At 72.4% G+C, this 12957-nt stretch carries 15 protein-coding genes; 6 read left to right on the top strand and 9 right to left on the bottom strand.

What is annotated here, in order from left to right; all coding sequences use genetic code 11:
• Positions 1-9 precede the first annotated feature (9 nt).
• Positions 10-1623: a CYTH and CHAD domain-containing protein gene (locus HL658_RS19630; protein WP_180284025.1), complete on the top strand. Its 1614-nt coding sequence runs from the start codon at positions 10-12 to the stop codon at positions 1621-1623.
• A gap of 32 nt (positions 1624-1655) precedes the next feature.
• On the top strand, positions 1656-2282 hold the full coding sequence (locus HL658_RS19625) for a ParA family protein (RefSeq protein ID WP_180284026.1): 627 nt from the start codon (positions 1656-1658) through the stop codon (positions 2280-2282).
• Positions 2283-2345: 63 nt separating this feature from the next.
• Here HL658_RS19625 and HL658_RS19620 read toward each other — a convergent pair whose 3' ends face one another.
• From HL658_RS19620 to HL658_RS19605, 4 genes are all read right to left on the bottom strand, one after another.
• Positions 2346-2552, bottom strand: coding sequence for a hypothetical protein (locus HL658_RS19620; protein WP_180284027.1), 207 nt, complete (start codon positions 2550-2552; stop codon positions 2346-2348).
• 98 nt (positions 2553-2650) lie between these two features.
• Positions 2651-4072 carry a sensor histidine kinase gene (locus HL658_RS19615; RefSeq protein ID WP_180284028.1) on the bottom strand — a complete coding sequence of 474 codons (1422 nt, stop codon included), beginning with the start codon at positions 4070-4072 and terminating at the stop codon, positions 2651-2653.
• Positions 4073-4140: 68 nt separating this feature from the next.
• The gene (locus HL658_RS19610) at positions 4141-5547 is read right to left on the bottom strand and encodes an FAD-dependent oxidoreductase (RefSeq protein WP_180284029.1); all 1407 of its coding nucleotides are present in this window, start codon (positions 5545-5547) and stop codon (positions 4141-4143) included.
• Positions 5544-6293 (bottom strand): TVP38/TMEM64 family protein, encoded by a 750-nt coding sequence (locus HL658_RS19605; RefSeq protein ID WP_180284030.1) that lies wholly within the window; start codon positions 6291-6293, stop codon positions 5544-5546. The genes HL658_RS19610 and HL658_RS19605 overlap by 4 nt, the downstream gene beginning before the upstream one ends.
• A 214-nt stretch (positions 6294-6507) precedes the next feature.
• On the opposite strand from HL658_RS19605, the gene rfaE1 reads away from it, so the two are divergent.
• Entirely contained in the window at positions 6508-7962 is a 1455-nt protein-coding gene (gene rfaE1 / locus HL658_RS19600; RefSeq protein ID WP_180284031.1) for a D-glycero-beta-D-manno-heptose-7-phosphate kinase, read from the top strand.
• Between the two features lie 3 nt (positions 7963-7965).
• On the opposite strand, the gene HL658_RS19595 is transcribed toward rfaE1, so the two are convergent.
• The gene (locus HL658_RS19595; RefSeq protein WP_180284032.1) at positions 7966-8952 is read right to left on the bottom strand and encodes a WD40 repeat domain-containing protein; all 987 of its coding nucleotides are present in this window, start codon (positions 8950-8952) and stop codon (positions 7966-7968) included.
• A gap of 41 nt (positions 8953-8993) precedes the next feature.
• Positions 8994-9953: a CobW family GTP-binding protein gene (locus HL658_RS19590; protein WP_180284033.1), complete on the bottom strand. Its 960-nt coding sequence runs from the start codon at positions 9951-9953 to the stop codon at positions 8994-8996.
• A 79-nt stretch (positions 9954-10032) separates the two neighbouring features.
• Between HL658_RS19590 and HL658_RS19585 the strand changes: the two genes are divergently transcribed.
• Positions 10033-10275 (top strand): hypothetical protein, encoded by a 243-nt coding sequence (locus HL658_RS19585; protein ID WP_180284034.1) that lies wholly within the window; start codon positions 10033-10035, stop codon positions 10273-10275.
• A complete protein-coding gene (locus HL658_RS19580; RefSeq protein ID WP_246337721.1) occupies positions 10272-10601 on the top strand; it encodes a hypothetical protein in 330 nt (109 codons plus the stop codon). Before HL658_RS19585 ends, HL658_RS19580 begins: the two co-directional genes overlap by 4 nt.
• Before the next feature lie 128 nt (positions 10602-10729).
• Here HL658_RS19580 and HL658_RS19575 read toward each other — a convergent pair whose 3' ends face one another.
• Positions 10730-10876 (bottom strand): entericidin A/B family lipoprotein, encoded by a 147-nt coding sequence (locus HL658_RS19575; protein ID WP_180284035.1) that lies wholly within the window; start codon positions 10874-10876, stop codon positions 10730-10732.
• Between the two features lie 122 nt (positions 10877-10998).
• Here HL658_RS19575 and HL658_RS19570 point away from each other — a divergent pair, with 122 nt between their 5' ends.
• Complete coding sequence (locus tag HL658_RS19570; protein WP_180284036.1) at positions 10999-11889, top strand: alpha/beta fold hydrolase; 891 nt, start codon at positions 10999-11001, stop codon at positions 11887-11889.
• Here HL658_RS19570 and HL658_RS19565 read toward each other — a convergent pair.
• A complete protein-coding gene (locus tag HL658_RS19565) occupies positions 11879-12103 on the bottom strand; it encodes a formate dehydrogenase subunit delta (protein WP_180284037.1) in 225 nt (74 codons plus the stop codon). The genes HL658_RS19570 and HL658_RS19565 overlap by 11 nt on opposite strands.
• Before the next feature lie 39 nt (positions 12104-12142).
• On the bottom strand, positions 12143-12955 hold the full coding sequence (fdhD, locus tag HL658_RS19560; protein ID WP_246337720.1) for a formate dehydrogenase accessory sulfurtransferase FdhD: 813 nt from the start codon (positions 12953-12955) through the stop codon (positions 12143-12145).
• Between the last annotated feature and the right edge of the window lie 2 nt (positions 12956-12957).

Here is a 12957-nt window from a genome sequence, read left to right as displayed (position 1 = left end):
CGAGGGGGTATGGTCACCGAAACCGAATCGACGGACGACACCGGGGGTGCCGCCGCGACCGCGCCGAACGCGGAGACGGAGCTGAAGCTGGCCGTCCGCCCGGAGGATCTGGAGCGGCTGCGGGCCGCACCGCTGCTCAAGCAGCGCGGTGCCGGCCGTGCGGTCACGAAGACCCTGGAGAGCGTCTACTTCGACACCGACGATTTCGACCTGATGCGCCGGCTGGTCACCTTCCGCGTTCGCCGGTCGGGCGAGCGCTTCGTGCAGACGCTGAAGACGGCGCCGACCTCGGCCGGCGGCCTCACCCGCGGCGAATGGGAATGGGCGGTGGCCGGGCCGGAGCCCGACCTGTCGGTGATCGCGGAGGCCGAGGCGCTGGAGCAGCTCGGCACCGTCGGCGCCGGCGACCTGCGCCCCGTCTTCACCAGCCATGTCCGCCGCACGATCCGGGTCATCGACGGCGGGGAGGCGGCGATCGAGCTGGCCTTCGACACCGGAGAGATCCGGCTGCCCGGCGGCGGCACCGTCCCCCTGTCGGAGTTGGAGCTGGAGCTGAAGCGCGGCGACCCGGCGGCGCTGTTCGAGCTGGCGCGCCTGCTGGCCAGCGTGGCGCCGCTGCGGGTCGAATCGCGCAGCAAGGCGGCGCGCGGCTTTGCGCTCGCGTCCGGCACGCTGGACGACCCGGTGAAGGCGGAGAAGCTGGCGCTCGATCCCGAGGACTCGGTGGAGACCGCGCTGTGCCGGGTGATGCGCGCCTGCCTCGCCCACGCCGCGGCCAACGAGGCGAGCGTGCTGAAGGGCACCGACCCGGAGGGCGTGCACCAGATGCGGGTGGCGCTGCGCCGGCTGCGCTCCGCCTTCTCGCTGTTCCGCCCCTTCCTGCCGGCCGACCAGCATGACGGGCTGGTGGCTGACGTGAAGTGGCTGGGCTCCACCCTCGGGCCGGCGCGCGACTGGGACGTGTTCCTGGGCGATCTCCTCGCCCCCGTCATCGACGCCATGGATGCCGCCGGCGGGCATGGGCGGCCGGTGGTGGGCGACCTGCGCCAGCTCGAGGAGGCGGCGAAGGCCCGGCGCGACCGTGCCTACGACGCCGTGCGGGAGGCGGTGCTGTCGGAGCGCTACACCGGCTTCCAGCTCCGTTTCGCGGCGTGGCTGGAGGGGCGCGGCTGGCGCGAGCAGCGGGTGGACGAGCGGTCGGTCCGCCTGTTCGAACCGGTGCGCGGGCTGGCCGACGAGCTGCTCGCCAAACGCCACCGCAAGGCGCGCAAGAGCGGCAAGGGCTTCGCCGGCCTGACGGTGGACGAGCGCCACCAGGTGCGCATCGCCTTGAAGAAGCTGCGCTACGCGTCGGAGTTCTTCCGGGCGCTCTATGAGGAGAAGGCGGCCCGCCGCTACATCCAGCAGGTCTCGGCCTTCCAGGACGCGCTGGGGCACCTGAACGACGTGGCGACGGCGACCCGGCTGATGCACGACCTGCACGAGGACGGCGGCCGGCCGGCCGCCGGCGAGGCGCGTGCGGCCGGCATCGTCATCGGCTGGCACGCCCGCGGCGTGACGGAGGGGGAGGAGCGGCTGCTCGCCCTGTGGCGGGATTTCGCGGACACCAAACCCTTCTGGTAACACCCCACCCTTTGGCGTAGTCTGAGGCCCTGATGATTGCCGTCCTGGTTGCCAACATAAAGGGTGGTTGTGGCAAGACGACCATTGCCACCCACCTCGCCTCCGCCTACGCCAAGGCGGGACACGCCACCGTGCTGGCGGACGTGGACCGTCAGCGCTCTTCGCTGGGCTGGATGGACCGGCGCCCGAACACCGCGCCATCCGTCCTCGGCATGGACTGGGCGAAGGATTTCACCGACCCGCCCAAGGGCACAGGCCGTCTGGTGATCGACGCCCCGGCGGCGCTCAAGACCAAGCAGATCGAGGAGCTGGTGAAGCTGGCCGACGTGGTCGTGCTGCCGGTGCTGCCCAGCGCCTTCGACGAGCAGGCGACCCGCCGCTTCCTCGACAAGCTGGAGGAGCTGAAGTCCATCGCCAAGAACAAGAAGGCGGTGGCGGTGGTCGGCAACCGGATGCGGGCGCGCACCCGGGCGGCCGACCGGCTGGACGAATTCCTGGGCGGCGTCGGCCACAGCGTGGTGACGCGGCTGCGCGACAGCCAGATCTACCCCGACGCCGCGGCGTCCGGCCTCAGCCTGTTCGACATGACGGGCAAGCGCGCCGCCGAGCACCGCGCCGACTGGGACCCGCTGCTGGCCTACATCGACAAGGTGGCGTAGGGCGGGGTTGCGGGCGTCGGGTCCACGGGCGGAGGTGGGCCCGACGCCCGCAACCGCGGCCTGTCAGTGCCCGTCGTGCGAATGCTGCGCGGCTTCCACACGGTCGTAATAGCGGCCGACCGTGATGAAGATGTAGGCGACGCTGATGATGAAGACGAGGAACCCGCCGTAATAGAACGCCCCGTCGGCAGCCCGCGAGGCGGCGAGCAGCCCCAGAATGCCGACGAAGACGATGATGCCGCTCGTGATCCACTTGCCGCTGCCTTCCACGACCCTGCCCTTCCTGGTTGGTGCCGCCACGGCCCCGACGGCGCGGCGGCGAGCCTCAGCCCGACGGCCCTCTTGATAGGGCAAAGGGCGGGCGAAGATCAATCGGGCACCGACGATGCCGGCGATTCGATGGCTCCCGGCAGCTCCGCCGTGAACACCGTCCCGGCCTCGCCGGTTTCGGCGAGCCGCAGGTCGCCGCCGTGGGCGCGCAGGATCTCGCGCGCGATGGCGAGGCCCAACCCGATGCCGCCGGCCCGCGCGGAGCCGGCGAAGGGCTGGAACAGGTTGGCCAGCGCGCGCGGCGGCAAGCCGGGGCCGTCGTCGGCCACCGTCAGCAGCACCCGCCCCTCCGCCGCCTCGGCCGACACGACCACCCGCTCGGCCCCCGCTTGCACCGCGTTGCGGCCGAGGTTGGCGAGGGCGCGGGCGAGCTGCACGGGATCGGCCGGCACACACAGGCCGGGCGGCACCCGGTTGTCCCACAGCGCCTCCACCCGCTGCCCGTCGGGGCGAAGTGCGGCCAGCACCTGCGGCCCCATCTCGTCCACCAGAGCCGCGAGGTCCACCGGCCGGCGGTCGAGCGGCAGCACCCCGTCCTGCGTGTAGGACAGGGTCTGCCCGCACAGCTCCACCGCCCGGTCGATGGAGGCCATCAGCCGCGGCGTCACCCGCCGCACCTCGGGGTCGGCGCTCTCTCCCAGATGCTCGGACAGCAGGGCGGCGGTGGACAGGATGGCGCGCAGGTCGTGGTTGATCTTGGCGACCGCGGTGCCCAGTGCCGCCAGCCGCTCGCGCTGGCGCAGCGCGGTGCTGAGCGTGTCCTGCATGGTGGCGAGCTCGCGCTGGGCGACACCCAGCTCATCGGTGCGACGTTCGGGCGTCAGGGTGCGGGCGGCGTTCTCCGGATCGCGGCTGAACTCCACGATGGCCTGGGTCAGCCGGCGCAGGGGCCGCACGAACAGCCCGTTCAGCGACAGGAACACCAGCCCCGCCGTGATCAGCGAGATGACGATGGACAGCCCCAGGATGCGGCCGGAGAAGTCGTGCATGGCCGTGATCATCGGCCGCTCGTCCATCACCAGCTCCACCCGCAGCGCCGGGTCGCGGGGGGAGCGGTCGACCACCCGGATCACCCGGTCCCCACGCCGGAACAGGGCGGCGAAGGCGTCGAGGATCATGTCCGCGGTCCCGGCGGTGCGCAGATCCACCGTGGCGTCGACCCGCGGCGGCATGGCCGCCGACAGCATGTAGACGCGCGCGTCGGGCTGGATCAGGTCGATCATGTGGGCGCCGACATGGTCCAGCAGCTTGCGCTGCAGCGCCTTGTTGACCATCAGATCGGGGGCGGCCTCTACCGACAGGGCGGCGAGATGGGCCGAGGCCAGCTTCTCCTGCAGGTAGGCCAGCCGGAAACGGGCGATGGACGGGGTGTAGATCAGCACCTCCGCCAGCATGACGAACAGCACCGTCAGCAGCAGCAGCTTGGCCGACAGGCTTCGGGACACGGGCGAGGGGCGCATGGACGACGTGTGCGTGGTGGGCGGACGGGCGGGAGTGTAGGGCAACCGCCCCGCCCGCGGTAGCCGCGTCACCCGAAGCGGGCCAGGAAGCGCACCAGCCGCCGCGTCCGCTCGCCGAACAGCGACGGCGTGTACCAGCCGCCGGCCGCGCGCTTGCCGGTTTCCGCCAGGGTGGGGTAGGGCAGGGTCAGCCCGGCCACCGCCCCGACATGCAGCCGCTTCGACACGGCCAGCGTCCACAGCGCGATCTGCTCCCCGGCCTGCGCCCCGACGATGGAGGCGCCGAGCACCCGGCCGCGGCGCGACAGCACCAGCTTGACCAGCCCGTCCGTCCGCGCCTCCGCCCGCGCCCGGTCGCTCTCCGCGAAGGGCGCGCGCAGCACGCGCACCTCCCCTTGCCGCTCGCGCGCCATCGCCTCGGTGAGACCGACCTGCGCCAGTTCGGGGTCGCTGTAGGTGACCCAGGGCAGGGCGTCGTAGTTCACCTTGGCGGGCAGGCGGAACAGCGCGTTGCGGATGACGATGCCGGCGTGGTAGCCGGCGACGTGGGTGAATTGCGGCCCGCCGGCCACGTCGCCCACCGCGAAGACGCGCCGGTTGGTGGTGCGCAGCCGCGCGTCGGTGACGACGCCGTTCTTCGCCAGCTCCACCCCCGCCGCGTCCAACCCCAGTTCCTCAACGTTCGCCCGCCGGCCGGCGGCGACCAGCAGATGCGTGCCCTCCACCGTCGACCCGTCATCCAGCACGGCGGTCACCCCGCCGGACACGCGCGCGACGCCGGTGCCTTCGCGCAGGTCGACGCCCTCCGCGACCAGATGGCGGCGGACGACGGCGACCAGCTCAGGGTCGTCCTTCGGCAGGATCGTGCCCTTCTCCACCAGTGTCACCCGCGCACCCAGCCGGCGGTGGGCCTGCGCCATCTCCACCCCGATGGGGCCGCCGCCCAGCACGATCAGGTGGCCGATGGCGCGCGGCTCCTCGAACAGCGTCTCGTTGGTCAGGAAGGGCACGGTGTCGAGGCCGGGGACCGGCGGCACGAAGGCGCGGGAGCCGGTCGCCAGCACGAAGCGGCGGGCGCGCACGGTCGTGCCGTCCGCCACCAGCGTATCGGGTCCGATGAACCGGGCGTGGGCGCGGATCACCCGCACGCCCAGCCCCTCGAACCGTTCCTGGCTGTCGTGCGGCGCGATGGCGTCGATGGTGCCGCGGACATGGGCGTGCACGAGCTCGTGGTCGATGGCGGGCTCGGGGGCCTCCACGCCGAACCGTGCCGCCTTCCACACCCCGTGCGCGGCCTTGGCCGCGGCCAGCAGCGCCTTGGACGGCACGCAGCCGGTGTTCAGGCAATCCCCGCCCATGGCGCCGCGCTCGACCAGCACGACGGACGCCCCCATCTGCGCCGCTCCGGCCGCCACCGACAGCCCGCCGGAACCCGCACCGATCACGCAGAGGTCGCACCGGATCTCGTTGCTCACCGCCGTGTCCTCCAAGCCTTCACCGCCACCGGCAGCAGCGCCAGCAGCGCCAGCCCGACCAGCGGCAGCACCACCTCCGCCGACAGCAGCACACCCAGGTCCGGCGTGCCGCCGGCGTCCAGCACGGCGCCCAGCCCGCTGCCGACGCCGGCGTAGACCACCACCCCCGGCACGATCCCCAGCACCGTCGCCGCCGCGTAGGTGCCCAGCGGCACCCCCAGCACCGCCGGCACCAGATTGACCAGCCAGAAGGGGAACAGCGGCACCAGCCGCAGCACCAGCAGATAGCTGAAGGCGTTCTCGCGGAAGCCGCTCTCCAGCCGCGCCACCCACGGCCCGGCCCGCTCCCGCAGCAGCCCGCCCAGCGCCGAGCGCGCGGCCAGGAACACCGCGACCGCCCCCGCCGTCGCCCCCACCACCGTGTAGGCCGAGGCCGCCGCCGTCCCGAACAGGAAGCCGCCGGCCAGCGTCAGCACGACCGCCCCCGGTATCGAGAAAGCGACCGCCACGGCGTAGGCGGCCACATAGGCGGCGGCGGCGAGCGCGCCGTTGTCCGCCACAAAGGCGGAGAGGTCGGCGCGGTGCTCCCCCAGCGCCGACAGGCTGACGTAGCGGCCGAGATCAAGCGCCACGAACAGGCCAAGCCCGGCCGCCAGCACCGCCAGCGGCCAGAGCCGCCGCCATCCGTGGCGGGGCCGGGCGTCGGCGGCGGCGGGCGGTTCGGCGTGGTGTTGCACGGCGGTCATCGCGGGTCCGGTCACGGGAAAGCTCACCCGCAGTGAACCAGCCGCAGCCGCTCACCGGCCACTCACCTTGCCGTGAGGGGGATCACCGTCGCGTGATGGGGCGCGTGATGGGTGTGTGACGCACGATGCTGCAACGCGGCAACCTTCGGGGTAGCCACGGAGATCCCGGTGCTGTCTCTGGCGCTCCCCGCCCAGGGTTGCTATGAGGAGTCCCATGAGCGACCTTGCCCGCCACATCGAAAAGCTCGCCGACGCCACCGTGCTGTGCGTCGGCGACGTCATGCTCGACCGCTTCGTCTACGGGTCGGTCGACCGCGTCTCACCGGAAGCGCCGATCCCCGTGCTGCGGATCGAGCGGGAGACGGCCATGCTCGGCGGGGCCGGCAATGTGGCCGCCAACGTGCTGGCGCTGGGCGCCGCTTGCCGCTTCGTGTCGGTGGTCGGCAACGACGCGGCGGGGGCCGAGCTGCGCCGGCTGGTGGCGGAGACCACGGGCGATGCCGGCGGCGTGGTGGTGGAGCCGGGGCGCCAGACCACCGAGAAGACCCGCTTCATCGCCGGCCGCCAGCAGCTCCTGCGCGCCGACGCGGAGACGGTGATCCCCATCGCGTCGGCCTCGGCCGAGGCGGTTCTGGCGGCGGTGCGGGCGGTGCTGCCCGGCGTCGGTGCCATGATCCTGTCCGATTACGGCAAGGGCGTGCTGACGGCGGAGCTGACCGCCGCGCTGATCGCCGCCGCACGGGAGGCGGGGCTGCCGGTGGTGGTCGATCCCAAGGGTTCCGACTACCGCCGTTACCGCGGCGCCGGGGTGGTGACCCCCAACCGCAAGGAGCTGATGCAGGCAACCGGCATGCCGGCCGACGACGACGCGGACGTCACCGCCGCCTGCCGCCACCTGATCGAGAGCTGCGGGCTGGGTGCGGTGGTCGCCACGCGCAGCGAGCGCGGCATGTCGGTGGTGACCGGCGGCGGCGAGGTGGCCCATCTGCCGGCCGAGGCGCGGGAGGTGTTCGACGTGTCGGGGGCCGGCGACACCGCGGTCGCGGCGCTGACCACGGCGCTTGCCACCGGGGTGGAACTGGCCGACGCCGCGCGCCTCGCCAACCTCGCCGCCGGCATCGTGGTCGGCAAGGTCGGCACCGCCGTGGTGCGGGCACCCGAGCTTCTGGAGACCCTGCACGAGCAGCAGTGGCGTCACGGCGAGCGCAAGGTCGCCACGCTGGCCGAGGCGGTGGAGTGCGCGGAGCGCTGGCGCCTGCGCGGCAAGCGGGTGGGCTTCACCAACGGTTGCTTCGATCTGCTGCACCCCGGCCACATCTCCCTGCTGACCCAGGCGCGCGCCGCCTGCGACGTGCTGGTGGTCGGGCTGAACAGCGACGAGTCCGTGCAGCGTCTGAAAGGGCCGACCCGGCCGGTGCAGGCGGAGACGGCGCGCGCCACCGTGCTCGCCTCCCTGTCCTCGGTCGATCTGGTGGTGATCTTCGGGGAGGACACGCCGGAAACGCTGATCCGCGCGGTCCGCCCGGACGTGCTGGTCAAGGGTGCCGACTACCGCGTCGATCAGGTGGTGGGCGCCGATTTCGTGCACAGCTACGGCGGCAAGGTGATGCTGGCCGAGCTGGTCGCCGGCCAGAGCACCACCAACACCATCAAGCGGATGGCCGGCTGACCCTCAGCCCGGCCTTTTCCCTGCCCGTTCCGGCAGCGCTATGTGGCACAGGCGCCCGGCCTCCGTGCCGTAGAGCAGGTGCCGGCCGTCGCCGCTCCACACCATGGCGGTGACCGCGGACCCGCTGGCGGGCGCCACACCGGCCGGTGGCGAGCCGTCGAGGGCGGCCAGCAGCACCAGCCCGTCGCCGCAGCCGGCGGCCACGAAGGGCGAGGTCGGGTGCGGGGCCACCACCGTGATCAGATCGGCGGCCCCCGCGGCCAGCTCCAGGGGGCGCTTGTCCCAGGGGCCGCCTCCGGTGAAGGGCCAGCACACCGCGCAGTCGGCACCCCCCGTCGCCAGGAAACGCGCGCCGGTGGTCCAGCCGACGGAGCGCACCTTGGTCGGGTAGCCGCCCATGCTCATCTCGGCCCGGTCCTTCAGCCGCCAGCCGTGCAGCCCGGATTCCTGCAACAGGGTGATCAGATGGGTGCCCTCGGGGTGCCAGAGCATGCCCAGATGCGACCCCTTCCAGTCCAGCCGCACCGGCTCCGCCGCGCCCTTCAGCCACCACAGGCTGACGCCACCGTAATGGGCGACCGCCAGCCGCTGGCCGCCGGGCGCGAAGGCCAGCCCGCCGACGGTGCTGGGATGCTCCAGCACCGGCCCGTCGGGCTGCCCGTCGACACCGATCCGGTGCACCCGCTTGCCGGCGTTGTAGGCGCGCAGCCGGGCGCGGGGGTGGCTGTCGATGTGTTCGATCCAGCGGCCCGGCGCGGTCGCCAGCGTCACCGGCCCCGTGCCCGGCGCGATGCGCCGCAGCCGGCCGTCATCGCCGCCGGTCAGGAAACCGCCGCCGTCGATGTCGCGGGCGAGCGCCAAGCAGGCGCCGTCATGGACCGGCACGACCGCCGGCTCGGCCCCGGCCTCCGCCAGATCGATCATCCACAGCGTGCCGTCGCCGAGTGCGGCGGCGGCGTGGCTGCCGTCGCGGTTGACGGCGATCGCCACCACAGGGGCTCCGGTCTCCCACCGGCGTTCCGGGGAACGGCTCATCGCGCGGCGCACTCGGCGAAGCCGGCGCTGAGCGCGTCGGCGTCGAGCTTGCGGCCGATCAGCACGAAGCGGCTGACCCGTTCGGCGCCACCCTGCCACAGCCCCAGATTGGCGCTGTCGCTCAACATGTGCACGCCCTGCACCACGGTGCGCCGGTCGCTGCCCGCGAAGGCCAGGATGCCCTTGTAGCGCAGCAGATCCACGCCCTTCAGCTGGATCAGCGTGCGGAACCACAGGTCGAAGGCGGCGGGGTCGAGCGGCCGGGTCCCCGCCAGCGACACGCTGGTCACGCTCTGGTCGTGCTCGTGGTCGTCCTCCGACAGGAAGCCGGGTTCTGCCGCCAGCACGCGGTCGAGATCGAAGGCGCCGATGCCCAGCACATCGTCCAGCCCCACGGCGCAGCGTTCAGTGCGCAGGATGCGGGCGAAGGGGTTCATGGAACGCAGCCGGCGCTCCACCGCTTCCAGAGCCTCGGCGTCCGCGAGGTCGGTCTTGTTCAGCAGGATCACGTCGGCGAAGGCCACCTGCTCCTCCGCCTCGTGGCTGTCGGCGAGGCGCTGGGCGATGTGGCGGGCGTCCACCACGGTGACGATGGCGTCGAGCCGGGTGCGCTCGGCCACCTCGGGGTCGACGAAGAAGGTCTGGGCGACCGGGGCGGGATCGGCCAGCCCGGTGGTTTCGATGATGATGCCGTCGAAGCCGCCCTTGCGCTTCAGCAGGCCGCCGATGATGCGGATCAGGTCGCCGCGCACGGTGCAGCAGATGCAGCCGTTGTTCATCTCGAACACCTCCTCGTCCGCGCCGACGACGAGGTCGTTGTCGATCCCGATCTCCCCGAACTCGTTGACGATGACGGCGAAGCGCTTGCCGTGCGGCTCCGACAGGATGCGGTTCAGCAGGGTGGTCTTGCCGGCGCCGAGATAGCCGGTCAGCACCGTGACGGGAATGGCGGGCATGGTCTCTTTCCCTCTGGAGCGTCGGTTGATAGTTACGTTATAACGTAACCACAAGCGCGACAACCCTTCGGGCCCGACCATGACCGACACCGATTGCCAACCGCCGGACGATCTGGCCCCCGCCCTCGCCATGGTGCGCGACCTGTGGCGCGAAGGCAGCGACCGCGACCTGTCCGAACCCGTCATCGCGATGGCGATGATGATCGAGGCGGTGGACCGGCTGACCCGGCTGCACGGCCCGCTGGCCATGTCGGGCATGCTGGACCGTCTGCGCGACGCGGTGCGCGACACGCCTCTCGTCGGTGGTGGAACCCTGCAATGACCGGGCGGGCGATGGCCGGGGCGACCAACAACCGGATCGTCGGCGCGCGGTCCTGGAGCCGGGCGCGGCCGGTGCTGCTGCACCCGAAATTCTTCGAGGGATTCCGCGACTATCTGGCCGGGCGGCCCTTCGACTACCGCAGGCTCGATGGCTGGCCGCTGTTGGACCAGCATCGCTACGAGAACGGCCGCGAGATCGCGGCGGAATGCGTGGCGGCGGGGTTGGCGGTGCGCTGGGGTGACCACAGCCGTATACCGCGCGGCCTGAAGGCGTTGGTCGCCTCCCGCGCGTTGGAGCGTTCCAGCGCGCACACTCTGCCGGGCTGAGGCCCGGGGCTCGACCGGCCGGTCCTCCCGCGCGTCGTGCCGCTGCGGGGCCGGGGCGCCGTGCGCGTCACCCGATGCCGTGAAGGGGGTGGGAGGCAAGCACCCCCTTCAAGCGGCAAGGGGCTCCGTCACATCTTCTTCTGGACGCTGTCCGCGCTGCGCTCCACGGCGCGGCCGCCGGCCTGGACGTCCTCGCCCACGCCTTCGACGGTGTTGCACGCGGTCAGCAGCGCCCCCAGAAAACCGAGGATGACGAGTTTCTGCAGGATGTTCATGATCGGACCCTCTCGACCGTTGCGGTGAAGCGATCAAGGAACGCATGAGGGGCCGCGTCGGTTTCCCAAGCGGAAGCGACGCAATGGTCATTGTCCGAAAGAGGGATGGGGAGTCAGGTCATATGCTGAGCGGATTCGTGGAGCGCCGGATCGTCACCAGCGGGGCGGAGATCCACGCCTGTGTCGGCGGCAACGGCCCGCCGTTGCTGCTTCTGCACGGCTTTCCGCAATGCCACGCCATGTGGCACCGGGTCGCCCCGGAGCTGGCCCGGCGCTTCACGGTGGTGGCGACGGACCTGCGCGGCTACGGCCGGTCGGAGCGGCTGCCCGGCGATCCCCAGCACGCCAACCATTCCAAGCGCGCCATGGCGCAGGACCAGGTGGAGGTGATGCGGGCGCTAGGCCACGAGCGCTTCTTCGTGGCCGGACACGACCGCGGCGCGCGCGTTACCCACCGGATGGCGCTCGACCACTCCGACCGCGTGCTGCGCGCCGCGGTGATCGACATCGTGCCGACGGTGGAGGTGTTCGAGCGGCTCGATCAGGCGATGGCGACCGCCTACTACCACTGGTTCTTCCTGATCCAGCCCGGTGGCCTGCCGGAGCATCTGATCGGGCTGGACGCGGCCTTCTACCTGCGCCGGGCGCTGGGCTCCATCGGCTCGGGCGGGGCCAACGCCGGGGTGTTCGACGACGCCGCACTCGCCGAGTACCTGCGCGCCTTCCGCGATCCCGCCGCGGTGCATTGCATGTGCGAGGACTACCGCGCCGCCGCGACCATCGACCTCGTGCACGACCGCGAGGACCGCGCCGCCGGCCGCAAACTCGCCTGCCCGTTGCTGGCCCTGTGGGGGCAGGCGAGTGTGGTCGGCCGCAGCTACGACGACGTGGCCGCCATCTGGCGCGCCTACGCCCCCAACCTCACCGCCGCGGCGCTGCCCGGCGGCCATTTCCTGCCGGAGGAATCGCCGCAGGAGACGGTGGAGGCGCTGGTGGGGTTCTTTACGGGCTGACGGGCGCCGGCCGCAGCATCTCCGCCGCCTCGCGCACGATGGGGTCGAGCCCGTCGCCGCCGGCTTCCAGATGGGCCTGGAGCTGGGCGCGCATGCGCGGGTCCCAGAAGCTGCGGATGTGGGCCGCCGTCTCGGTCACCGCCTGCTCGCGCGGGTAGGCGGCGAAGAAGGAGGCGATCTGGTTCGCCATGCGCACGATGGCGTCGGACTTCATGGGTCTCTCTCCGTTGGGTCGATTTACCGGAAGAACACGTCACCGGAAGAACACGGCCCCGCCCGGCGCGCGGCACGCCAGCATCATTCCGGCGTCGCGGGCGAGGGTCAAGGCCAGCGCGGTGGGGGCGGAGATGGTCGCCAGCATCGGGATGCCGATGGCGGCGGCCTTCTGCACCAGCTCGAAGCTGCACCGGCTGCTCATCAGGGCGAAGCCGCCGGCCGTGTCGGTGCCGGCCGCGGCCAGCGCGCCCGCCAGCTTGTCGAGCGCGTTGTGCCGGCCGACATCCTCGCGCGCCAGCAGGATGTTTCCAGCCGGGTCGCACCAGGCCGCGGCGTGGACGGAGCGGTTGGCGCGGCCGATGGGCTGGTGGTCGGGCAGGGCGGCGAAGGCCGCCGCCACCGCCTCCGCCGACGCCTCGAAGCCCGGTGCGACGCGACGGGGCGTGCGCACGGCGTTGGCGAGGCTTTCCACCCCGCACAGGCCGCAGCCGCTGCGCCCTTCCATCGACCGCTGGCGCAGCGAGCCGCGCAGCAGCCGCATCGGGTCCACCCGGATGTCGAGCACGACACCGCCGTCCACCGCCCGCACGGTCACGCCCTCGATGTGCTCCGGCCGTTCCACGATCTCCTCGCACAGGCTGAAGCCGAGCGCGAAGTCCTCCAGATCGGCGGGGGTGGCCATCATCACCGCGTGGGCGCGGCCGTTGTACTCGAAGGCGACCGGCACCTCCTCCGCCACCATCCACAGCACGTCGTCGTCGCCGCCCGAGGGGGAACGGCTGCCCACCGCCGGGACGGAGGTGGCGGGCATCGGCGGGTCGCTGCGGTGGCGGCGGGTGGCGGCGTGCATCG

It is taken from the genome of Azospirillum oleiclasticum (genome assembly GCF_013423485.1).
GTDB lineage: Bacteria > Pseudomonadota > Alphaproteobacteria > Azospirillales > Azospirillaceae > Azospirillum > Azospirillum oleiclasticum.
This window is presented reverse-complemented; position numbering and strand designations above follow the sequence as displayed.